Raw genomic sequence first — 21,841 nt, 5'->3', positions numbered from 1 at the left:
TCTCCCTCGCGGACCGTGTGAATGATCCGCGTGCCGTCCGACCGGCGGCATCTCTCCTTGCAAGAGTTCCCAATCACTTCCGGGAGAGAGGAAAGGAGGGGCTGGATCGGTGCGCGCTGGCGGCTCGGCAAGATCTCCACAAGCATGGAGTGAGCGCCTGACCGGCTGCGTGCCGTCCGCGGCGATGCCCTACAATATATCTGGCGGGTGTTCTTGCGCGACGTCGTCCCATCCGACGCGCGTCCCCTGAGATCGACGCGAGGGAGGCAATCATGACGTTCAAGACATCAACCCATGCCATGGTCATCGCTATGCTGGCGGCACCTTTCGTGGCGGCAGCGCCAGCGGGCGCGCAGGAGACCGATACCCTTTCGCTGGACCTTCCGGCGCAGGCCATGGCGCGATCGCTCCACGATCTTGCCGCCAAGGCCGGTGCAACCATCGTCGCAGACGACAAGCTTGTGGTGGGCCGAACCGCTCCTGCAGTGCAGGGAACCTACACTCTCGCAGGCGCGCTGGGCAAAATCCTCGAAGGCTCAGGGCTTCAGGGCATCGCGACGAGCCAAGGCTACGCAATCCGCTCTGCAGGATCGTCAACGCCAATGCGTGGTGCATCCGCAGACAGCGCGACTGACGATATCGTAGTAACCGGCACGCGCATTCGCGGTTCGGCGCCGGCAGCGCTGCCGTGATCGCAATCGACCGAAAGGCGATCGAGGAAAGCGGCAGGGCCACAGTGCAGGACCTGGTATCGGTCCTTCCGCAGAACTTCGGCGGGGGCCCCAATGAAGGCACGCTCGGCTTTACCCAGCGGAACAATGCCAATGCCAATATCGGTTCGGGTGCCAGCATCAACCTGCGCGGCCTTGGCACGACCTCGACCTTGACGCTCGTCGATGGCAATCGCCTTGCGCTGGGAGCCGCGAGCTCAATCGTCGACATTTCGCTTATACCGGCCAGTGCCATCGAACGCATCGAAGTCCTCGCAGATGGTGCGTCAGCCATCTACGGCTCCGATGCTGTTGCAGGCGTGGTCAACGTACGCTTGCGGCGCGGATACGAAGGGGCCGAGACATCGTTTCGGGTCGGCATGGCCGACGGCTTCAGCGAGCTCCAGGCAAGTCAGCTCGCGGGCCTGCGCTGGAGCGGCGGCAGCCTGATGGCGGCCTATGAATTCTACCGGCGCGACCGCCTCGCGGCCCAGGACCGCGACTACGCGACAGAGGACCTTACCCGCTTTGAGGGCGCTGACTATCGCCAGGCCTTTGCCAATCCCGGCACGATAACTGCAGCCAATGGCGCAATCTTCGGCATACCGGCCGGACAGGATGGCAGGACGCTTGCGCCAGGTGATCTGCTTGCCGGAGTGCGCAATCTTGGCGACGGTCGGCGCCTGACCGACATCCTGCCACGCACGCGCCGTCACGCAGGGCTTATCGCGCTTGAACAGGACCTGTCTTCGTGGCTGACAATGCGGCTCCAGGGGTTTGCTGCCGACCGCCGCTCGGACCAGCGTTACATCGTCTTCGGCTCGCAGGTTACCGTGCCCGTGAGTAACCCGTTCTATGTCGATCCGATCGGAACGGGTCAGCCCATCCGCGTCGGTTATGATTTCCGGGACGACCTCGGGGCCACCGTCAATCGTTCGCATGTCACCAACTGGACGGTCGCGGGCGTACTGGAAGCCCGCTTCGGGGCATGGCGGGCTGAGGCTTACGGCAATCACGGCATCCAGCATGAAGAGCTGCTACGGGACAATCTCGTCAATCGCGCCCGGCTTGCGCAGGCTCTCGCTGATCCTGATCCGGCCAAGGCTTTCAATGTATTCGGTGATGGCTCTCACACCAGTGCGGCCACGATCGACTATGTGCGCGGATCATCGCTAACCAGTGCTCGGTCGCGCCAGACGACCGCTGGTCTCAAGTTCGACGGGCCGCTCCTGGCGCTTCCGGGGGGAGCGCTGACACTGGCAGTCGGGGGAGAGTATCGCGAGGAGGGCTACGGCTCGCGCAGCCTTGCTGATGAAACGACGCTTGCGCCTGTCGCGAGTGGCGACAATGGATACCCGCTGGCGCGCCATGTGCTTGCCGGATTTGCCGAACTTCGTGCGCCCCTGGTCGGTCCTGGGCAGGGCATGGCAGGCGTGCATCGGCTCGACCTGTCGGTGGCAGGACGCATCGAGCGCTACTCGGATTTCGGGACGACGACCAATCCCAAGGTCGGACTGACGTGGGAACCGGTGCAAGGCCTTGCGCTGCGAGGGTCCTATGGCACCTCGTTTCGTGCACCCGGCTTCTTCGACGTGCGCCAGGGCCACGGGCTCAGCCAGGTCGTGCCCATACCCGTTGCAGACCCCGGCTCGCCCTCGGGCAGCAGCAATGTCATTGCCCTGTTCGGCAATGATCCGGGGATCGGACCTGAACGCGCGCGGACCTGGACGGCAGGCGTCGACTTCAAACCGCCTGCAATCCCGGGGCTTTCGATGAGCGCGACATGGTTCGACATTTCCTACAAGGATCGCATCTTCAATCCCGCGGTCGATGCTTTCACTTTCCTGGCCCAGCGGTCGCGTTACGAGCCGCTGATCACGGCCAATCCGTCTCCAGCGCAAGTGGCAAGTTTCTATGCGAGCCCCGATTTCAGCAATCCCTTTGGCATTGCTGCAGGCTCGATCCGCTACGTGATCGATGCGCGCAACGCCAACCTTGCGCGCAACCATCTCGACGGGATCGATTTTGATCTCAATTATCGCCACGAGACGGCCAGAGGTGCGCTTTCACTTGGTGCATCGGGGAGCTGGCTGTTCCACCTGACGCAGCAGTTGACGTCGGCTGCTCCGCGCACGCAGGCCCTGGGGACGATCGGCAACCCGGTGCGCTATCGTTTGCGCGGACGCGCCGGGTTCGAACAGGACGGTTTCGGTGCAACAGCCTTCGTCAATCACATGGCGGGCTATCGCAACACGGCTGTGGCACCTGTCGAGTCGGTTGCAAGCTGGACGACAGTCGATCTTACGCTTTCCAAGCGGTTCGGAGATGACGCCGGTGCCTTGGCGGGCACGCGGTTCGCCTTGAGCATCACGAACCTGTTCGATCGCGACCCGCCTTATGTAAACAACCGCACCCCGTTCAGCGCAGCCGGCTTCGATCCCGAGCAGGCAAGCGCGGTCGGACGACTTGTCGCGGTGCAGGTGACCAAGTCATGGTGACGCGATGGCATCCAGCCCCGCTGTCGCTTGCCCTGGCCGCCCTGGTCCCGTTTGCAGCGCAGGCTGCGGACGGGGCCGGGATCCGGCCCGCCGTAGAAGTCACGCGGATCGACAGCCCTTCGATCTCGCCAGACGGCACCCTCGCGTTGTGGCGCGAGTTTCGCGCCTCGGTCGACCGTAACGATTACGACGTCGCATGGCTGGTGGCGCCGTCTGACGGTTCGGCGCCTGCCAGGCGCATCGCCGATGCCGGAGAAATCGAGTGGCTCAACGGCTTTCCCCTGACTTCAAGCGCGCAGTGGACGCGCGATGGCAGAACCGTGCTGTTCCGCAAGATCGCGGTCGGACAAGTTCAGGTCTGGAAGGCAGCGACCGATGGTTCCGGAGTTGCGCAAGTGACCAGCGAGGCTGGCAATGTCAGGGACATGATCCCTCTCGCAGGTGGCAAGGCATGGTTGCTCGGTTTTGGCCCGAAGCGAGCCGCGATCGAGGCCGCCGAGCAGGCCGAGTACGATAGCGGAACGCGGATCGATGCGTCGGTCGACCCGCAAAGGCCACTGTATCGTGGCGATCGAATCGATGGCCGCTGGTCCAGCGGACGTCTCCAGGGCGCTTGGTTCGAGCAGGGCGGCATCATTCCCGCGGGCCCGCCCAAACTCAAGGTGCTTGATCCGGATCTCGCAACAATCCGCGATGCAACACCCGAAGAGGCTCGCCATTACGCCACCCGCCCGCGCTCGCTCGAACGATTGCAGGACTCGTATGTCGCCCTGCGCCAGCCGTCAGGCGATGCCAGAGGCATTGCAGTTGTCCTGTCCAAAGGCGTGGCTTCGGCTCTGGCTGCCGTCGATGCCGAGGGGAAGGAACTGGCACACTGTGAAGCCGTGCAGTGCACAGCCGCACGGGCGCGCTCTGTCGCCTGGGCTGGCACGGACAATGCCCTGATTTTCGAAAGTCGCAATCGCGACGGTGGCAGCACTCTGGCCAGATGGGACCCGGCCAGTGGGCAGGTCGAGGAGGTGTTCCAGAGTTCGGGCGAACGCAATGGCGGAGACAACGGCAAGGCTTGCGCAGCTTCGACCCGGAGGCTCATCTGCGTCGCATCCTCGGCCAACGAGCCACCGCGCGTGGTGGCAATTGATCTGGCAACACGCCATGAGCAGGTTCTCAGGGCCCCGAATGCGCCACTCGAGAACCCCGTCATTCGCTTCGACCGGCGCGTCTGGCAAGACCGTGCAAGGCGAACGTTCTCGGGCTATCTGGCTTTACCGCCGGACCAGCTCGGACCAGTGCCGCTGTTCATTACCTACTATTCCTGCGAAGGGTATCTGCGCGGCGGGACGGGGGACGAGTATCCCTTGCGCGACCTTGTGGCATCGGGAATCGCGGCCTTGTGCATCAATCGTCATCCCGGCGTGGCGGGCGGTGGGGGCAACGTCGAAGCCTATGCCGTCGCTGCCAGCGGGATTGCGGCAATTATCGGAGAACTGTCCGGGCAGGGCAAGATCGATGCCTCGTGCGTCGGTATGGGCGGTGTTAGCTTCGGTGGCGAAGTCACGGCCTGGCTCGCCATGCACACCAGGTTGCTGAAGGCCGCAGCCGTGGCCAACGTCATGGTCACCCCAACCTACTATTGGTTCAATGCAGTATTGGGGCGCGACGTGCCCGCCATGCTCAAGTCGGCTTGGGGCCTGGGTGATCCCGATATCGATCAGGCTGGGTGGAGGCGTGTGTCCCCTTCCTTCAATGCCGACCGCATTGCGGTGCCCTTGCTGATGCAATTGCCCGAGCAGGAGTACCGCGCCAACGTCGAGCTCCTTGCGCGGCTGCAGCGCGCTGGGAAACCTGTCGAACTCTGGGCTTTTCCGGGCGAGATGCACCTCAAGTGGCAACCGCGTCATCAACTGGCGGTCAACCGGCGCAACTTCGACTGGTTTCGGTTCTGGCTGCTGGGTGACGCGGGCGGCACGCCCACGGATCCGGTGTCATGGAAACGCTGGCGGGAGATGAAACGCTGACTACATCATACCGGTCCAAAAAAGGGAGCAAATGAGGGTGTTTGCCGCTTCACCGACAGGCGGTCGTAAATTGAACGGCCATCACCTGGGGACAACTTGCGCGAGCGAATGGTCAGCAACACAAAATGTGAGGATGCAGAGAAACTCGGCGGTTGATGGCCCTGGCCTTCGGTTGGATCAGATCCGTAAGGCCAGGGCGCACGGCTGGCCAGATTTGACGGGTCGCCGTGCTCGAAAGACCTAGCATCTAAGCGGGAATTCAGAAAACCAATTGCGTAGCGATCCGCAATGGCACAACCGATTTTGCTAGCACTCAGCTACCCTGGCGGGTGGAAATATCCGGCCGCAGGTAAGCGCCTCGTTTGTTCAATGTCTTGCGGCGTGGCAGGTCGGACGCTTTGACCAACAGAGCAGTTCACGGCTCGCCAAGCCAGGCGCAAAGCCAGCACTCGGTATCGATCAGTGGCAGGAGGAGATGCGCGCGCGGGTCCGCGCGCTTCGCCTTTGCCTGCAACGCGCGTTCCAATCTTGCCAGATCGAGAAGGCCCTGCCGTGCGAGATGACCATCTAGCAGAAGCGGCATAAGCTCTTCCGCCTGCTGCTCGATCGTTGCTAGCGCATAGCCATCGAGCGCCCCTTTGCTGCGTCGATCCCGGATCAGGTCGGGAAGGCGGTGCTTGAATGCGGCACGGGCAACTGCCCGGTCTTGCCCTTTCTGGACCCAGAGCCAGCTTGGTATGCGCAAGGCGGTTTCGACCACGGGCTGGCTGAGCAGGGGAAACCGCGTCGGGGCAACGGCATGGCGAGGATAGCCATCGACGTGAGCGAGGCTGGCGAGGATCGCAAGGACATGGTCCCGCTTGCCCGGCAGCATATCGCTGATTTCTGCGAGCCATGGGTGCAGCGGTTTCTCGGGGAGGGGAACGGTATCGGCAAGATAGCCCTGCGTGCGCGGCCAACCCGCGGGAGTTGCTGCGCCCCGCACTTGTTGCCAGGCTCTGTGAGCGACGGACCAGACACTGGCATTGTGATAGCGGGCTAGCGCCTCTACGGTGCGCCAAGTCGAAGGGGCAGCCCAGCTCGACCGGATTGCCGCATCAGCCGCAGCCCCGGCAGCGTTCGGCGTTGCAAAAACGCAGTCACCACCCGCACCGCTGAAGAATGCTGTAATCCCGAGCGCACTGCCATGTCTTGCCAGCAAAGCATCGGCCGCGCCGAGAATCATCGGCAGACCCGGACGGGCTTCGCGGTTGCGAGGTTGGCTAGCCAAGCGGGATCTCCCGACTTCGCGCAATTTGAGCATGATGCCCGCAGCATCGGCCGCCGCCTGCGCATAGATGCGCTCATCGCTCTCCGCTGAGCCCGTTGAAAGACTGATTGCCCAAGCCTCGGCTTCGCAGTTGGCCAGGGCTATTGCGATGAGCGAGGAATCAAGTCCGCCAGATAGCTCCAGCAGGATCTTGCCGTCGCCAGCGAGACAGCGCACGGCCTCGTCTATACTATTGGCGAGGGACCTGCTGGCTTCTGCAAAGTCCGTGATCTCGAGGTCACCGCTTACAAACTTGCCCGGTGACCAGGCTAGATATTGTCCCGGTGGCCACACCGCGAGATCGAGCCATTCACCGCCGAGAAGTTCCTCGATGCCGACCAGGCCAGTCTGCGCTGTCTTTAGATGCAGGAAGGCAAGATGTGCCGCGACGAAGGTCCAGTCAATTTGCGGCGCTGTGCCGCGCGCCGCCAAGAGCGCAGGCGCGTGGGAGGACACCCACAGGCTGCCGACCTCGGCGGCAGTATAGACCGGAAGGTGGCCAAGCGGTGATCGCAGCAACCATGCGGGTTTGCCGCTCTGGGACATGTGAAAAGCAACATAGTTGCCCCAGCAGTGCTGTGCGAGCATGTCGGGGTGAAGATCAACACGTCCTAACACTGAGAGATCGCCAAAGATCTCTCCGATAATCACGGTCCTGCCAACTTGGCGCGATGCGGTCGCAGGCGACACATGAATGGTCAGGCCATTCAATGTTCGTGAGCGCCATGGCCTCGATATTTGTGGCATGGGACGTCCGGGTGCCTGCTTATCCAGCGGACAATCTAGCGGCAATTCGACGAGATACCCCTGCATCACAGCGCCAGTACCACTTCGAACCGGCGCACTTTGTCCAGGGGATCGGTCAGCACGAGGCTGCCCGACTGCACCCAGCAGTGGGCTTCAAAAGGATGGAGCTTTACCCCGAAGACCAGATCGACCGCAAAGCCCTTGCGCCTTGCCATGCGTACAAAGGCCAGCGCGTCGGGAAGGCATCTTGGCCGAACCGGCGCGAAGCGTCGCGCCCGGTCGAAAGCGCGGGCGTGGGCGATAAGATTGCGCGTCGTGCCACTACGAATGACGGCGGGCAGGTCGACGAGAACCTGGTGGAGGGGAGCATTACGCAGATTCTTCCTTGCGCGAATGCAGTTCCAGACGCTTGCAAGCAAGTCGGGCAAGCGCAATCGTCCAGCTTCAGGACCATCCACCGCGCTGTCGTTTGGCGTGGGGACGTCCGCCGCCGTCAGCCATGGTCCTGTGCTGACTGGATCGCCTGCAAGCAAGCCATGGCTCTCAAGCTTGCTGCAGTCGCCGGGGTGGAGACAGTACGGATTGCCGCTGCGCAGGTCGCGCAGCGCTGCGGCGCAAGTCCCGCTCCACATGGTGTAGCGATCGTGCCGGACATCAAGCACGATCGCCTTTTCGCCGATCAGCGCAATACCAATCCCCGTGGCGATCCGGCGGGTGGAAAGATCATAGTCAGGCGGTGTCATGTCAGCCCCACGCAACGACAAGGCGGGTGCGCCGGGCCTGTGAGGACCGCCGCACCCGCCAGTGGATCAGTCGCGATCAAGGCCGGGCAGCTGCGCGAGCACACCGAACTCGATCCGGTCCCCCGGAGGGCCCAGCGTTTCGATGCTGGCGGTGCCCAGGTCTTCGACGTCCTCGACGAAATCGAACGTGCGTTCCATCGGTCTTCTCCTTTTCAGCTCGCCGCTTGATTGCGGCAGGATCAGACTATGGATGGCGTCGAGCTATCTGAAACTTATACGAATTCTATATGTCGATTGTTTGCGGTGCCGGGCCAATCGGGCGGTGCAGGGCACGAAGTATGTCTGCAGAATTGCGAATGCGACGACGATGATAGGCACCGAGCAACCTTCGCAGCAGATCCTTGTCGCCACTGTCAAGCGCGCTTTCGATGTCGCGAATTTCTGCAACGGAGCCCTGTAGGACTGCAGGCTCGATGACTCGCACAGCATGAAGGCGGGCATTCAGAAGTATCACCGCCTTGGCATGCTCGACGTTGACTGACGCCCGAGCCGTTCCTTCCAGCGCATCCCCGACGCGTTCGGCATAGGCGGTCCTGCGCTCTGCAATCCTGTCCCAGTCCACGAGTGTCCAAGGCTGCCAGAGGCGCAGGGCCAGTCCCAGCACCTCGTTGCTGAAGGAATACATGTCCTTTAGCGTCGGCTCGTCAATTGTCGGGACAAAAAAGCCCCCCGTGCGATGCGTCACGACAAGCTGCTCTCCGCAGAGTACATGAAGTGCCTCACGTACCGGCGTGACGCTGGCGGATAGATGTTCGCTCAATGTGGCCGGATCCAAACGGTCCCCCGGGATGAAGGTGCGGGACAGGATCATCGCGCGCAATGCGTCATACACGCGCTCGGCAATGGGCCCGGCACTCATCCGCTCCTCCGGTCAGCAAAGGCAGCAGCCTGCTGCAACTGGTCAGGACGCAGGGCATCGATTGCGCCAAGAGGTTCCCCCTTGTAGTCCCCGAGCAGAATCGAAGGGCATTGCCCTTCGAAGTTTCCCAGGTTCGGCCGGTGCTGAACGTAACCTGAGAGTGCCGCGAGTTCTGGCGGAAATGTCCGTGCGATCTCAGGTGGATAGGCAAGCCAAGGGTTTTCGTAAGGTTTGAGCCAGCCCAGAGAATAGCCGATGACAATTCCGCGCCGCTCCTCCGTGCTGGCATTTTCTCCCGCACCATGCAGCGTCGAGCCGAGAAACAACAGGGCGGATCCCGGGATAAGGTCAGGTGTGATGAACTCAGCCGGAGCCAATGTCGAGTGGCACTGGTTGCCATGGCTCTGCGGCCAGATCCTCGTACTGCCGTTTCCTTCCTTAAATCTGGTCAGAGGCCACATGACGTTCACGAGATACTCGCGCTCGCCAAAATCGGCTTGCCACATGTCCTGATCGCGATGGGGCAATTGTGCTGGAGCGCCCGGATGGACCGAAATTGCTTGGGTCGTATTGAGCTGAATGCGATCGCACCAGGGTCCCAGGATCTTGAGTACGACATCCTGGATGACCGGATGCAGAACCAGGCGTTGCGTGACAGATGACCGGCGCAAGAGGCGGCCGAACCGCTTGGTGCGTTCTCCGTAGAACATACCGGTCCCGAATGGCGTTGCTGCAAAGTCGCCTTTGAGATCGTCATGGAGCTGCTCGATAATGGGCGCGGGCAGGGCTTCGTGCAGGATCGCGTAGCCCTCGGTTTGCAACTGATGGACGATCATGTTGGCTTGGTCGGGCGGTTCCATCAGTGCCACTCCTTGCCCCCTTCCGGTACCGAGGACAACATTTCCGGTGTCAGATGGCCACTGTCCTTTTTGCAGACACCGGCTGCTTCGAGTAGCCGTGGCGTGTCGGCAGTAATGTCGATTTCGAGTCCAACCAATTCCTCCTTTCCTGAGCGGATGGAGGAGCCCAGTGCCCGGCAGTCCCAGCCGAACCGTTCGATCTGCCTGAACCAGCCAAGTCCTGCCACCGCGCAATAGCGCGAGATTCCCGCATCGAGAGCGTATACTGCCAGCGCGTGGACAAGGGCATTGCGAACGTCCCGCCGTTCGCGTGCGTTCAGTGAGCGGTCAAGGCAGAAGCGGGTAATTTCGAAGGTATCGGGCGCGCAGGGCGTCGGCCCGGCGCAGAGCATCGGGTAAAGGCCTGAAAGGATTCCTGCCCGCGTTGTCGGCAAGAGCCTGGCAGACGCAAGATGAACGCCTTCGTCAGTCAGGATCAGGTACCGTGCGTGTTCATCGTCAAACTGGTCCATTTCGTATTGGTCGGCAAGGACCGGAAGGTCCCACCCCAGCAGATCGATGAATACTGCCTTTCGTGCCGCAAACATGGCGCGCAACAGGGCAGCGTCCGGCTCTGTGCCGGGCGTGGTAACTTTCAACATGACGGATTGCTCCTCAACCGAACTGGTCGGCCAAGGATCGAACGGTGACGACGTCCTCGCTACCCCCAGAAATGGGGGTATCTCCATGGTTGCACATCCCCGAACGTGAGTGTTCCGTCATACAGGGTCAGGGTGATCAGCAATTGTCTCTTGTAGATCCCATAACGCTGGCACGCCGTGCGGACATGCTCGGTCACGGTCTCGCGCGATATGCCCAGGATCGTCGAAATTTCAGGATCGCTCTTGCCTTGGGCCATGAGAAGCACGCACTCGCGCTGGCGATCGGTCAGAACGGGATTCCGAAGATTCAGGCTATGACCACGCTTCAGCCAGATCCGTCGCGCTGTCTCGAAGGCGAAGGTTCCGGCGCAATGAGCAAGGAGCGGAACAGGTTCGCCCCTTCTGGGACTGCGGCAAGCAAAGGAACACGAACCGCGCGCCTCGCCGGGAACATGGGCTGGCACGGTAAATCCATTGCGCAAGCCCTGTTCTTCGCCAAGTGCAAGTATCTTGCGGTCGTCTGGCGTGAGTGGAATGAGGTGACCGATGTCGGACCAGGAAAACCCCTTCGCGGTGACGTGACTGGCGCGATGAACCGGGTCAACCAGGCCAAGCCCGTGAGAATCATAACTCTCCGCCCAGCGTTGCGGGTAATTGTGCAGCCGGATCGCACCTTCCTCATTGCTCGCAAGCTGGCAATGGTGGGCGAGGGCATAGTAATCGAAGCCAAGCCTGAAGGTGACTTCGCCGAGCAACTCATCGAGTTCAATGATCGATCCCGCCCGCTCAGACATCTGTTCCAAAAGTTCCCCAAGCGCCCGAGCCGCCATGAGGTACCATTGCGCCCGCCGGCAGTCTTATTAGCCGGCCTCCAGCAGGGCGCCCTTTCTCCTGCCTGTGGACCGCGATCCCAGTTCTCAGGCTGCAACACGGTCCTGTTGCAATGGCTGCTTGTTTATCATGCTACTGACTGCTTGCAACGCGGGTTCGTCACAAATTCATCAAGGATCAGAAGCTGTTGGGGCAAGCATCGATCCCTCTTGCTTCTCGACCTCAACGCGCAACAGCCGTGCGAACCGTAATATGGCCGGGCTAATCTTCCGCCCAGGAAGCACCCGCATCCCTTGCGCTGCTGTCGCACGCAAGCAAATCCGCAGAAGTGCTGCACGACATGATGATTGCAGTCCGACCACCGTAGTGGGTAATCACACATGTAGGTGGACAAGCCTGGCTGCCGCGCTGGGGGCTTTCGCCGAGTTCGATGGCCGCATCCAATCCGAACGCCATATTCTGCCGTTGCATTGGTACGTCGCATGTCGGCTGGTTGTTGAAGGAGGCTTTGACCCCGATGACATCATCCCCCGTCCTCCATTCAGGGTGGAGCGGCGGCGGCGCGGCGCTCCATTGCTTCATTTCGATCCCGCTCTTGGCGGCTGCGGGGAGGGCACCGTGCTCGGGGGCATCAGGGCCAAGCACGTTGATGTGCTCGTCTCGCTGGCCCGGATCGGGCCGGTGCTGTCTGTGTCCTGCAAGGGCGTGACCGGAGCGTTTCGAAACCTCGGCAACCGGGTCGAGGAAATCATCGGCGACTGCACCAACTTGCACATGACGCACCCAGCGCTCGTTATCGGCCATCTGGTCCTCATCAGGGGCAACCGGCCCGCCGGACATGATTGCAAACTCCAGGTAGAGGAACTGGACGAATGGCCGCGGCGTGGCGGTGGCGATGCTGCTCTCGCGCGTGACGGCGCCCCCGTGCCGTCAGTCCGGCGTTTTCACGATGCTCTGCAAATCCTGGGCCGTCGCCGTGATCTTCTCGACCAGGCCGGGCAATGCGAGGCGGCGGCACTCGCGATGGTGGCGATGGAGCGGGAGTGTCGCACTAGCCTCGTTCCAGGTTTTCCAGATGAGGGAAGCGGGCTTCACTTCGATGCATTCTTCGCTGCGCTTTATGCCCGCTACGACGAGCGCTTTGTAACTCGCTACCCGAAGATCAACGCAAGTACCCGTCGCAAAAGGTGGGATCCGGAGTCGCCGGGATTGCGCCTGTTCGGTCTGGATTATGAGCCGAATGTCCCGACTACCCTGCTCTGACCGGAGTTCAGAGGTAATGCGACGGTTGGCGGATCTGAAACATCGCTCCCGGTTGAAAATGCCCGGAAGACAGAGTGTAGAATGGCAGCCTTGGATCGCTACCGTTGTCGCTGGGTCGCAATTTCAGTCATTCTTGCCGGGGGCTCAACTTTTTGTAACCGGCCACCGGACAGGGTTGCGAGACAGCCCGTAGTCTGAGTGGGTGGCGTCCATTATTCAGCGCGACGCCGGCAACCCAGCGCCAAGTCTGACTAAGAGTCCGCGTTGCTCTCCTGCGGTTAGCGAGCGATTTTGCGTGGGACGTCTGCACCGACCACCAAGTCTGCGCTGCAGCCATGGGTGTACAGGCCCGATGGCAGTTCCAATCTTTATGCCAAGTTCACCGGTTATGGATACCCTGAAAGTCTTCCGACAAACCTTGCGCTGACTTTCGGTCAGGACGAGGTCCTGCTCGGCGGATGCATTTGCAGCGCGGTTTGCTATGCCGTCTGCGGAAGTCTTACGGGTGCAAACTTGGCAATCGACACGTTGTCCTTGATGACGAGGTCATCGGGCCGCGGTTTCGCCATGAACTCTGTGTAACGAGGGTCTGGAGACCCCCGCCATCGAATGGATCTTCGAGCACCGTCATCACAACCGTGCCTCCCCGCTGGCCACCGCCGCCGTCCAATGGAATTCCCGCACGATTTTGGCTTGCTTGTCAGCCGCTTCAGATATCCGGGCTGTAAACGATGTCCCAAAAGATCTTGTCCGGACGCATTCTGCGATTAAACCGGAAATTGAATTCACCAAGATACTTGGAAATATTGGTATATCGTGCCTTACCATAAGTCGCCCGAAAAGTTCTATGGAAATTCGTCCAGTAGGATATAGCAAGATTCATGGGCTCTGGGTGCGACGTTGCTGACTCGAGCTCGAATTTTTTTGACAGCCGCCTGTCGAATCCGTACCCGAGAAGTCGACGCTTCTCTATATCGTTAATGTAAAGCAACACTGATCCGGGCCGAACCTTGGAAAGAACAAGAGGCGCAATTGTCTGGATCTTCCGGTTTGGAACAACCAAGGTGACCACCTGAACACTGTCAAACAGCGCCATTACCAAGGGTTCACGACCGCGAGGGGGGCCCCGGTCCCGAGTTCGTTTAAGCCTGCGGAATGATACAACGACGGGTTCGCCCACGCCACCGATAGTTCTTCGCTCCTCGAGTAGTGCCATGCGGCTACGGATTCGGTCAGCCATTCGGAAGGCAGTCTCCTGCGCAGTCCCAAGCATGGCTTGGATGAACCCAGTTGTCATGCCGGATCTTGAATTCGAGAAGTACATTATCGCGATAAGCCATGATTTAAGTGGCAGACTGCTTCTGAAGAAGAGTGTTCCCTTGGTCACTGTTCTAATAGTGTACCCGCAGCATAGGCCAGCATATCTCTTTGTTCCCTTGACTCTCCAAAGTTTAATTGTCGAACCACATTCTTTGCATTTCGAAATCATATCGGATTGGCATTCAAACAGGTAGGTTATTATAGAATCTTGATCCGGAAAATGCTCGTTCAGGTGGAGAATGCTCATGCCTTCCGGCTGTCTTGTCGAGCAGCGCGTCTGGCGCTCCCCCTTGTGCTGGACGTCATTCATCACGGAGGCCACTGCTCTGTTTTTGGTTTATGTCAGGCAGTACTAAGCTTTGATAGCCGAGATCCACATCACGATGAGGATAAGGGCTATCTAAGAACCTTGGAAATGATGACACAGAATCCCAGAAAATCTCATTAGAACGCATTCTGCGATTATAAATGAAATTAAACGAGTTGATATACTTCCATATATATCTTCTAGAAATTTTAAGATGGGTTCCGCGGAATGACCTCTTCAAGTGTTTCCAGTAACTCTCTATATGGGCTTGGCTGATGCCGTCTTCATTCACAAAGATGCGCTGTCTGTGGTTTACTACGACTCTGTCCCATCCACGCGATTTCAGAGATCTGTAACTCGCAAAGCTGTCGGTCACCACGATCGAGCCTGCGACCAGTATGCGCTCGAGGATAGGAATCAATGTGCCGGCTTTGCGGTCAGGAATGATGACGGATCTTAATTCCAGGTCCGTACAAGCGCCCAGGACGCTGATGTTATTGGCGTCCTCGCCATCCGAGATAACGCCGCGCAGGAGTGCCTCGTCTACATAGACGTGCATTCCCGGTCCTCCAATGGATCTGCGGCCTTCTAGAAGAGCCAGATGGGTTCGGATGCGGTCGCACATATGAAAGGCAACCTCCTGGGATGTGCCGAGGAGGCGGCGTGCGTGCGTGGAGGAGAATCCCGTTTTGGAATTCGTGAAGTTGAGCATCAAAAAGAACCAGTTCCATAGCGGAATCTTGGTCCTATGAAACATTGTACCAGACAGCGGGAATATCTCGGCCTTGTGGCAGCAGGAGGCCAAGAATGAGCGGCGTGTCTTTCTCCGCCTCCAGTAAGCGGGTGCCTTACAGATGTAGCAGGGAAATCCTTGGCCGAATTTCACATCAAACACATGCGCCAGGCAGGCATCGCTGTCGGGAAAAATTAGATTGAACTGATTGAGGCTTGTGCCTCGAGCGCTTTGTGCGACCCCATGCATAGACAGGGGCCGGACCCCGAACTCCTGGTCACCATATTGTGGTCCATGGTCACTTACGATTGCGACTGTTCTACGGTTGCTCATGCTTCATTCTTCACCAGCTGCGAACAAGGCGTTGCAGCGGAAAAACCCGATGCATGCGGGCAGGTGACGTGGCTGCCTGCGCTTACCCGACAGTTATTTCTTTCAGCATTCCCGACGCAGGTGTTGACGGGTGGACTATCCGGGTCTGGTCACTACAGCTGTGCTGGAGGTGGTGCGGCAGAGGGGTAGCGCTTCGAGCGCACGGTCAAAGATACAGGGCTGCCGTGAGACGCGCAGGCGGGAAAAGGCTGGAGGTCCGTTCCGATCCTCCAAAGCACGACGCCAACCGCTAGGATACAATCGCGAAACACGATAGCGGCAGGCGGATGGGCCTGCCGTCCTGTCAAGAGATCGCGGATTTGTGGTTGACCGCCAATGCCTGTGCTGCGATGCACAAAAGGCCCGCGGAGTGCCATTGATGGCTCGGCGTGATGGTGCTCGTCGGCTTGATACTTGGAGGAACTAGGATCATATGGGGCGCAAAGGCATAATCCTGGCAGGCGGCTCAGGCACGCGCCTTTACCCGCTGACCCGCGGTGTCTCGAAGCAGCTCATGCCTGTCTATGACAAACCCATGATTTATTATCCGCTCAGCACGCTGATGCTGGCCGGAATTCGCGATATCCTGATCATTACCACGCCCGAGGATGCCGACCAGTTCAAGCGGGTGCTTGGCGATGGATCCGCACTTGGCGTATCGATCAGTTATGCCGTCCAACCAACGCCCGACGGCCTTGCCCAAGCCTTCCACATCGGCGCAGACTTCGTGGCAGGCAGCCCCAGCGCGCTGGTTCTGGGCGACAATATCTTCTACGGCCATGGCTTGCCGGAACTGCTGCGCAGCGCCAACGAGCGTCCATCCGGCGCGAGCGTCTTCGCTTATCGCGTCAACAATCCCGAAGCCTATGGCGTCGTAGCGTTCGATGCCGAAGGTCGCGCCAGTTCGATCGAGGAAAAGCCCTCCGCACCGAAGTCGAACTACGCGGTGACAGGCCTCTATTTCTACGACGAAACCGTGGTCGATCGCGCCCGTGATCTCAAGCCCTCACCGCGAGGCGAACTTGAGATCACCGATCTCAACCGTCTTTACATGGACGAAGGCCAGCTTTCGGTCGAGATCATGGGCCGCGGCTATGCCTGGCTCGACACCGGCACGCACGGCTCGCTGCTCGATGCGGCGACCTATGTGCGCATCACCGAGGAGCGGCAGGGCCTCAAGATCTGCTGCCCCGAGGAAATCGCCTGGCGTCAGGGCTTCATTGGCGATGCGGAGCTTGAAGCCATCGCCCAGCCGCTGCGCAAGTCGGGCTATGGCGAATATCTGCTGCAACTGCTGACGCAGAAGGGCCCGCTGTGAACGTCATCGAGTGCAACATTCCGGGGCCTTTGATCATCGAGCCAAAGGTGTTCGGCGACGATCGCGGCTTCTTCCTGGAATCATGGAACGCGCAAGTCTTTGCCAAGGCAGGGCTTGATCTGACTTTTGTGCAGGACAACCACAGCCGCTCGCAGAAGGGCGTGCTGCGTGGCATGCACTTCCAGAACCCCAGTCCGCAGGGCAAGCTCGTGCGCGTCGTGCGCGGCGCGGTGTTCGATGCGGTGGTGGACCTGCGCCGCTCCTCGCCGACATTCGGCAAGTGGACCGGTGTCGTGCTTTCGGCCGAGAACAAGCGCATGTTCTGGGTACCCGAAGGCTTTGCCCACGGTTTCCTCACGCTCGAGGACGATACGGACTTCCTCTACAAGTGCACGACCCCCTACGCGCCTCAGAATGAGGCCAGTCTTGCATGGGATGATCCCGCTGTTGGCATCGAATGGCCGCTTGACGGGATCGAGCCGAAGCTCTCCGCCAAGGACGCAGTGGGCGTGCCCTTGGCCGACGTAAAGGCCTTTCCGTGAAAGCACTGATCACCGGCGTCAACGGCCAGCTCGGCAAGGCTCTGCTGGCCACGCGGCCTGAACGCTGGACCTGCGTCGCGCTCGACCGCACGGCACTGGATCTGACCGATGCCGATGCGGTCGCACGCGTGGTCGAAGCCGAGCAGCCCGACCTCGTGCTCAATGCTGCAGCCTATACTGCTGTCGATCGCGCAGAGAGCGAGCCCGCCCTCGCCCATGCGGTCAACGCGGGCGCGCCCGGTGCATTTGCCAAGGCGCTTGCGGGATCTGGCAAGCGGCTCGTTCAGGTCTCCACGGATTTCGTCTTCGATGGCTCGAGCGGGCGGGGCTACCGGCCTGACGATGCCCGCAACCCGCAATCCGTCTACGGCGCGAGCAAGGCCGCAGGCGAAGATGCTGCGGGTGCACACGCGATCGTAATTCGGACCAGCTGGGTCTATGCAGCAGGCGGCGCGAACTTCGTCCGCACCATGCTGCGCCTGATGCGCGAGCGTGACGAACTGCGCGTCGTTGCCGACCAGATCGGCTCGCCCACTTGGGCCACCGGCTTGGCGCAGACGTTGTGGGGGCTTGCGGAAAAGGACCAGCCGGGCATCTACCACCATCGCGATGCAGGGGTTGCCAGCTGGTACGACTTCGCCGTCGCCATTGCCGAGGAGGCCGAAGCGCTCGGCCTGCTTGCTCGCATTCCTGCGATCATCCCCATCGCTACGGCGGACTACCCGACGCCAGCAAAGCGGCCGTCGTTCTCGGTGCTCGATGCCTCGGCCACCCGTGCGCTGCTTGGCGACGCGCAGGTCCACTGGCGCACCAATCTCAAGACCATGCTGAAAGAGGAAAAGGCTCTTGGCTAACCTGCTCGTCACCGGCGGCGCCGGCTTCATCGGCGGCAACTTCGTCCATTACTGGGCCAAGCAGAACCCCGATGACACGATCATTGTGCTGGATTGCCTGACCTATGCCGGCAACCGCTCGACCATTGCCGATGTCGAGCAGGCCGAACTGGTGGTAGGCGACATCCGCGACACCGATCTTGTGGAATTGCTGCTGCGCACGCGCGGCGTATCCACGCTGGTCCACTTCGCCGCCGAAAGCCATGTCGACCGTTCGATCACTGGACCGGACGCCTTCATCGACACCAATATTCTCGGCACCAACAGCCTGCTCAAGGCTGCCCGCAAGGTCTGGCTCGACGAGGGCTCCGGCAAGGATCACCGCTTTCACCATATCTCGACCGACGAGGTCTATGGCTCGCTCGGCCCCAGTGATCCCGCGTTCAGCGAAACCACGCAGTATCAGCCGAACTCGCCCTATTCCGCTTCGAAAGCTGCGTCAGACCATCTGGTGCGCGCCTATCACCATACTTATGGGCTGAACACGACGACGACAAACTGCTCGAACAACTACGGGCCCTACCACTACCCGGAAAAGCTCATTCCGCTGTTCGTGCTCAACGCGCTCTCGGGCAAGCCGCTGCCGATCTACGGCGACGGCATGAACGTGCGCGACTGGCTCTACGTCGAGGATCACTGCCGCGGCATCGAGGCAGCGCTCAGGAACGGCAAGCCGGGCGAGACCTACAACATCGGCGGCGGCGAGGAACTGCCGAACATGGCGGTGATCGACCGCATCTGCGCCGAAGTCGACCGCGCCTTCATCGAAGTCGAAGGCCTTGCCGAGCGCTATCCCGACGCCCCTGCCGCGAAGGGCCGTGCCACCAGAGAGCTTAAGACTTTTGTCGAGGACCGCAAGGGCCACGATCGCCGCTATGCCATCGACGAGACCAAGGCGCGCGCCGAGATTGGCTATGTGCCACAGCATGATTTCGAGAACGGCTTGCGCAACACGCTGCGCTGGTATCTGGACAACGAGGCGTGGTGGAAGCCGCTGCAGGCGCTATGATCCATGATGCTGCCGGGAGTAAACGCATGGGCAGTCTAGATGTGAGCGCCGATAACAAGCCCCGCCTGCGGCTGGCACAAGCCCGCGTCCTTGCGGACTGCCTCGGCGGGCGGGACAACAACCTGAACCTGATCCGTATTCTCGCCGCAGGCGCAGTGCTGGTGTCCCACGCATTTGCCTTGGTGGCCGGGGATGAGATGGCCGAGCCGCTTCGCGCCACGACCGGCCTTTCGCTCGGGCAATATGCCGTAGCAATCTTCTTCGGCATTTCTGGGCTACTGATCGCTCGAAGCTTCGATCGCAGGCAGACTTTCGCGCATTTCTGTATTGCGCGTTTCCTTAGATTGTGGCCGGCCCTGCTGGTCGTTCTCACACTTACGGCATTTGCGCTCGGCCCGATCGTGACCAGCCTGCGCACCTCCGAATACTTTGCCAGCCTTCAAACATGGGCATACGTTCCCCGAAACGCCAGTCTCGCCTTTCGCAACGACCTCTTGCCGGGCGTCTTCGGGCGCAACCCATACGGTGCGGCAACAAACGGAAGCCTTTGGAGCCTCTTCTACGAAGTTGCCTGCTATGCTGGCGTGGTCGTAATTGGATGTATTGGCGGCCTTCGCAGAAAACCGCTTTTCGCAGCATTTTTCCTTGCAGTTCTAATCGCTCATGGGTGGTCGGTGTTCGCAGCGCCATCGGGAGGGATCGCTTATCGTCTGGACATCATGTTCTTTGTGGGGCTTCCCTTTGCCCTGGGAATGGCCGTTTACGTCTGGCGTGAAAGCGTGCGGCTCAGTCCGCAGGGCCTGGCATTCGTCTGGGTCATGGTTCTGGCGGTCTCCTCGACAGCTTTCTTTTCGTCAGCGATCATGGCCGCACTTGTTTATACATCGCTATGGCTCGCCTTCGTGCCGAAAGGCACTGTGCTTCGCTACAACGATCTAGGCGACTTCTCGTATGGGGTTTATATCTTCGCATACCCGGTGCAGCAAAGCCTTGTCGACCTGTGGCCGGGGCACTCCCCTTGGTTGAATATAGCCGCGAGTGTCCCAGTGACTCTGACCTTGTCGATTGCGTCGTGGCATTTGATCGAAAAGCGCGCGCTCGCATATTCGAAGTCGGCAGGTGATCGTCTGGCCGCGATGCTTAGGATCCAAGCCCAATCAGCCTCTTGAAAATCAGCGCATGCATTGATGCAGAGGGTCTTCGACGAGGCAGGAGGCGTTAGCAGACTTCTGCTTGTCTGACGAAGCTGGACACGCGCAAAAACCATGTAGTTCGAGGCGGATTGGTCCGAGGATGGCTGTTCCCTGTGCTTTTCGACTACAATGACCCGCCGCTGGTCTATTTCTGTAGGTAATTCGGGCGGTTTGAGCCGGTTCTTCGAGATTCCTGGCAGAGTCATCCCATGCTTTCGCGTAGCTCGTGGAAGATCAGCCTGTTGAAGTTGTAGGCCATGTTGCAAAGGGTGAGCTTTGCTTCGGCACGGGCCAAGCCGATGGTGCGGATGAACAGTCCGAAGCGGTTCTTCTGATGCGCGAAGACATGTTCGACGTGGGCCCGTATCGAGGACTTTGCGGCGTTGGCTCTGGCGATCGCTCTCGGCATGGGCTTGCCCTTGGGTTTGCGCCGGTGAATTCGCGATGTGAGCATCCGATCCGACAACCACTTCTCGTTGCGCTTTGAGCGATAGGCGCTGTCTGCCCAGACCTCGGAGCCGGTGTTATCGGTACTCACGACGTGCCGAAGGAGACGCCCGTCGGCAGCCGATGCGGACGTTACCGCCATCTCCCGGATGAAGCCATAGCGCCGGTCGATGCTGATATGGGATTTGTAGCCGAAGACCGGCAGGGCAATCATGGGCAGCGGCGTGCCGTCTTCCCGATGGCGCACCTTGCCGCCAATCTTGAGCGTCCAGCGTGCATCGGTGTCCTTCTGCGCGGCCTTGTTCGGTGCATCGGGCCAGATATCCTTCGCACTCTTGCCCGACTTGATCGCCTCGCGTTCACCCTCGGTATTTCGCTGCTTGGGCGCGGGCACCAGCGAGGCATCGACAATCTGCCCCGACATCGGGATGTAGCCCTTCTTCTGGAGTTGCCAGTCGAAGGCCTTCATCACCCGTTTGAGCGTTCCGGTCTCGGTCAGGCGATTGCGGAAATGCCGGATCGTGTTCTCGTCCGGCGTCCGGTCCCCGAGCGACAGCCCAAGGAAACGCAGCCAACTCAGGCGATCCCGGATCATGAATTCCATCCGCGCGTCCGACAGGTTGTGCTGCGCCTGCAGGATCAGCGCCTTGAACATCATCACCGGATCGAACGAAGGGCGACCACCTTTGGCACCATCGCCATCGCCGAGCCCTTCAACCAACCAGGCCCGGAAGTATTCAAAGTCCACCGTCTGTTGCAGAACCTCGAGCGGATCGCCGTCCTTGCTCAAGGCCTCAAGATGATCGTCCAAACTGAACAGGAACTTCGGATCCATCACGGCTCTCCATGATCGCTCTCGATCAATGAATCACCAACGACACCGAAACTCCATCGGTTTTTGCGGGTCTCCAGCTTCCTCGGCATGGTCGCGAAATGCGCTTGAGCAAAAGGGCACCAAACCCTGATTTTCGGGCCGATAATCACGTTCCATGCCCGTCAAGTACGACAACCGCCGCTACAAACGACCTAACCGCGTGCAGACGACGTTGGGGCGCTTGGAAGATTGGCGCCGCTTCGCGACCCGCTACGAGCGCTGCCCAACCGTCTTCTTCCCCACCCTCGCTCTCGCAGCCACCGTACTCTTCTGGCTGTGACCAACGAGTCCCAA

The 21,841-nt window shown here is 60.3% G+C and carries 19 protein-coding genes and 1 pseudogene; 10 read left to right on the top strand and 10 right to left on the bottom strand.

Features of this window, described 5'->3' with window-relative positions; all coding sequences use genetic code 11:
* Positions 1-272: 272 nt before the first annotated feature.
* Genes ACZ1JY_RS13335 through ACZ1JY_RS13325 form a run of 3 tightly spaced genes read left to right on the top strand, consistent with a single transcriptional unit; the run spans position 273 to position 5,226 of the window.
* The gene (locus ACZ1JY_RS13335; RefSeq protein ID WP_465129613.1) at positions 273-692 is read left to right on the top strand and encodes an STN domain-containing protein; all 420 of its coding nucleotides are present in this window, start codon (positions 273-275) and stop codon (positions 690-692) included.
* Entirely contained in the window at positions 689-3,208 is a 2,520-nt protein-coding gene (locus tag ACZ1JY_RS13330; RefSeq protein WP_465129612.1) for a TonB-dependent receptor plug domain-containing protein, read from the top strand. The genes ACZ1JY_RS13335 and ACZ1JY_RS13330 overlap by 4 nt, the downstream gene beginning before the upstream one ends.
* Positions 3,202-5,226: an Atxe2 family lasso peptide isopeptidase gene (locus ACZ1JY_RS13325; protein WP_465129611.1), complete on the top strand. Its 2,025-nt coding sequence runs from the start codon at positions 3,202-3,204 to the stop codon at positions 5,224-5,226. The genes ACZ1JY_RS13330 and ACZ1JY_RS13325 overlap by 7 nt, the downstream gene beginning before the upstream one ends.
* A 415-nt stretch (positions 5,227-5,641) precedes the next feature.
* On the opposite strand, the gene ACZ1JY_RS13320 is transcribed toward ACZ1JY_RS13325, so the two are convergent.
* The 7 genes from ACZ1JY_RS13320 to ACZ1JY_RS13290 all read right to left on the bottom strand — a co-directional run bounded on the left by ACZ1JY_RS13320 (position 5,642) and on the right by ACZ1JY_RS13290 (position 11,239).
* A complete protein-coding gene (locus ACZ1JY_RS13320) occupies positions 5,642-7,081 on the bottom strand; it encodes an asparagine synthase-related protein (protein WP_465129610.1) in 1,440 nt (479 codons plus the stop codon).
* A 266-nt stretch (positions 7,082-7,347) separates the two neighbouring features.
* Positions 7,348-8,025: a lasso peptide biosynthesis B2 protein gene (locus tag ACZ1JY_RS13315; RefSeq protein ID WP_465129609.1), complete on the bottom strand. Its 678-nt coding sequence runs from the start codon at positions 8,023-8,025 to the stop codon at positions 7,348-7,350.
* A 66-nt stretch (positions 8,026-8,091) separates the two neighbouring features.
* Positions 8,092-8,223 (bottom strand): benenodin family lasso peptide, encoded by a 132-nt coding sequence (locus ACZ1JY_RS13310; protein WP_465129608.1) that lies wholly within the window; start codon positions 8,221-8,223, stop codon positions 8,092-8,094.
* Between the two features lie 85 nt (positions 8,224-8,308).
* Entirely contained in the window at positions 8,309-8,944 is a 636-nt protein-coding gene (locus ACZ1JY_RS13305; protein WP_465129607.1) for a GntR family transcriptional regulator, read from the bottom strand.
* Positions 8,941-9,804, bottom strand: coding sequence for a phytanoyl-CoA dioxygenase family protein (locus ACZ1JY_RS13300; protein ID WP_465129606.1), 864 nt, complete (start codon positions 9,802-9,804; stop codon positions 8,941-8,943). The genes ACZ1JY_RS13305 and ACZ1JY_RS13300 overlap by 4 nt, the downstream gene beginning before the upstream one ends.
* Positions 9,804-10,445 (bottom strand): acyl-homoserine-lactone synthase, encoded by a 642-nt coding sequence (locus ACZ1JY_RS13295; RefSeq protein ID WP_465129605.1) that lies wholly within the window; start codon positions 10,443-10,445, stop codon positions 9,804-9,806. The genes ACZ1JY_RS13300 and ACZ1JY_RS13295 overlap by 1 nt, the downstream gene beginning before the upstream one ends.
* 59 nt (positions 10,446-10,504) lie before the next feature.
* On the bottom strand, positions 10,505-11,239 hold the full coding sequence (locus ACZ1JY_RS13290) for a LuxR family transcriptional regulator (protein ID WP_465129604.1): 735 nt from the start codon (positions 11,237-11,239) through the stop codon (positions 10,505-10,507).
* 403 nt (positions 11,240-11,642) lie between these two features.
* On the opposite strand from ACZ1JY_RS13290, the gene ACZ1JY_RS13285 reads away from it, so the two are divergent.
* Positions 11,643-12,539, top strand: a complete 897-nt coding sequence (locus tag ACZ1JY_RS13285) for a hypothetical protein (RefSeq protein ID WP_465129603.1) — start codon at positions 11,643-11,645, stop codon at positions 12,537-12,539.
* A gap of 709 nt (positions 12,540-13,248) precedes the next feature.
* Here the strand turns inward: ACZ1JY_RS13285 and ACZ1JY_RS13280 are convergent.
* Positions 13,249-13,755: a transposase gene (locus ACZ1JY_RS13280; RefSeq protein ID WP_465130916.1), complete on the bottom strand. Its 507-nt coding sequence runs from the start codon at positions 13,753-13,755 to the stop codon at positions 13,249-13,251.
* Between the two features lie 406 nt (positions 13,756-14,161).
* On the bottom strand, positions 14,162-15,232 hold the full coding sequence (locus ACZ1JY_RS13275; RefSeq protein WP_465129602.1) for an IS1595 family transposase: 1,071 nt from the start codon (positions 15,230-15,232) through the stop codon (positions 14,162-14,164).
* 472 nt (positions 15,233-15,704) lie between these two features.
* On the opposite strand from ACZ1JY_RS13275, the gene rfbA reads away from it, so the two are divergent.
* The 5 genes from rfbA to ACZ1JY_RS13250 are packed head-to-tail and all read left to right on the top strand — an operon-like array spanning position 15,705 to position 20,202.
* Positions 15,705-16,589 carry a glucose-1-phosphate thymidylyltransferase RfbA gene (gene rfbA, locus ACZ1JY_RS13270; RefSeq protein WP_465129601.1) on the top strand — a complete coding sequence of 295 codons (885 nt, stop codon included), beginning with the start codon at positions 15,705-15,707 and terminating at the stop codon, positions 16,587-16,589.
* Positions 16,586-17,131 (top strand): dTDP-4-dehydrorhamnose 3,5-epimerase, encoded by a 546-nt coding sequence (gene rfbC / locus ACZ1JY_RS13265; RefSeq protein ID WP_465129600.1) that lies wholly within the window; start codon positions 16,586-16,588, stop codon positions 17,129-17,131. The genes rfbA and rfbC overlap by 4 nt, the downstream gene beginning before the upstream one ends.
* Positions 17,128-17,985, top strand: coding sequence for a dTDP-4-dehydrorhamnose reductase (rfbD, locus tag ACZ1JY_RS13260; protein ID WP_465129599.1), 858 nt, complete (start codon positions 17,128-17,130; stop codon positions 17,983-17,985). Before rfbC ends, rfbD begins: the two co-directional genes overlap by 4 nt.
* A complete protein-coding gene (gene rfbB / locus ACZ1JY_RS13255) occupies positions 17,978-19,033 on the top strand; it encodes a dTDP-glucose 4,6-dehydratase (protein ID WP_465129598.1) in 1,056 nt (351 codons plus the stop codon). Before rfbD ends, rfbB begins: the two co-directional genes overlap by 8 nt.
* The gene (locus tag ACZ1JY_RS13250) at positions 19,006-20,202 is read left to right on the top strand and encodes an acyltransferase family protein (protein ID WP_465129597.1); all 1,197 of its coding nucleotides are present in this window, start codon (positions 19,006-19,008) and stop codon (positions 20,200-20,202) included. The genes rfbB and ACZ1JY_RS13250 overlap by 28 nt, the downstream gene beginning before the upstream one ends.
* 226 nt (positions 20,203-20,428) lie before the next feature.
* Here ACZ1JY_RS13250 and ACZ1JY_RS13245 read toward each other — a convergent pair whose 3' ends face one another.
* Positions 20,429-21,508 (bottom strand): IS5 family transposase, encoded by a 1,080-nt coding sequence (locus tag ACZ1JY_RS13245; protein ID WP_465129595.1) that lies wholly within the window; start codon positions 21,506-21,508, stop codon positions 20,429-20,431.
* Between the two features lie 88 nt (positions 21,509-21,596).
* Here ACZ1JY_RS13245 and ACZ1JY_RS13240 point away from each other — a divergent pair.
* A pseudogene (locus ACZ1JY_RS13240) lies at positions 21,597-21,827 on the top strand (IS5 family transposase); the annotation flags it as partial.
* Between the last annotated feature and the right edge of the window lie 14 nt (positions 21,828-21,841).

The organism is Novosphingobium sp. BL-A-41-Hi4B-X5A, from assembly GCF_055521705.1.
Note: the sequence above shows the minus strand (reverse complement) of the source record. Positions and strands in the feature narration are given on the sequence as shown.

Bases quoted from the DNA above. Each gene is read 5' to 3' on its own strand.
- ACZ1JY_RS13335 (WP_465129613.1), top strand. From the start codon at position 273: ATGACGTTCAAGACATCAACCCATGCCATGGTCATCGCTATGCTGGCG.
- ACZ1JY_RS13325 (WP_465129611.1), top strand. From the start codon at position 3,202: ATGGTGACGCGATGGCATCCAGCCCCGCTGTCGCTTGCCCTGGCCGCC.
- ACZ1JY_RS13320 (WP_465129610.1), bottom strand. From the start codon at position 7,081: ATGTCCCAGAGCGGCAAACCCGCATGGTTGCTGCGATCACCGCTTGGC.
- ACZ1JY_RS13315 (WP_465129609.1), bottom strand. From the start codon at position 8,025: ATGACACCGCCTGACTATGATCTTTCCACCCGCCGGATCGCCACGGGG.
- ACZ1JY_RS13310 (WP_465129608.1), bottom strand. From the start codon at position 8,223: ATGGAACGCACGTTCGATTTCGTCGAGGACGTCGAAGACCTGGGCACC.
- ACZ1JY_RS13305 (WP_465129607.1), bottom strand. From the start codon at position 8,944: ATGAGTGCCGGGCCCATTGCCGAGCGCGTGTATGACGCATTGCGCGCG.
- ACZ1JY_RS13300 (WP_465129606.1), bottom strand. From the start codon at position 9,804: ATGGAACCGCCCGACCAAGCCAACATGATCGTCCATCAGTTGCAAACC.
- ACZ1JY_RS13295 (WP_465129605.1), bottom strand. From the start codon at position 10,445: ATGTTGAAAGTTACCACGCCCGGCACAGAGCCGGACGCTGCCCTGTTG.
- ACZ1JY_RS13290 (WP_465129604.1), bottom strand. From the start codon at position 11,239: ATGTCTGAGCGGGCGGGATCGATCATTGAACTCGATGAGTTGCTCGGC.
- ACZ1JY_RS13280 (WP_465130916.1), bottom strand. From the start codon at position 13,755: ATGGCACTACTCGAGGAGCGAAGAACTATCGGTGGCGTGGGCGAACCC.
- ACZ1JY_RS13275 (WP_465129602.1), bottom strand. From the start codon at position 15,232: ATGAGCAACCGTAGAACAGTCGCAATCGTAAGTGACCATGGACCACAA.
- rfbA (WP_465129601.1), top strand. From the start codon at position 15,705: ATGGGGCGCAAAGGCATAATCCTGGCAGGCGGCTCAGGCACGCGCCTT.
- ACZ1JY_RS13245 (WP_465129595.1), bottom strand. From the start codon at position 21,508: ATGGATCCGAAGTTCCTGTTCAGTTTGGACGATCATCTTGAGGCCTTG.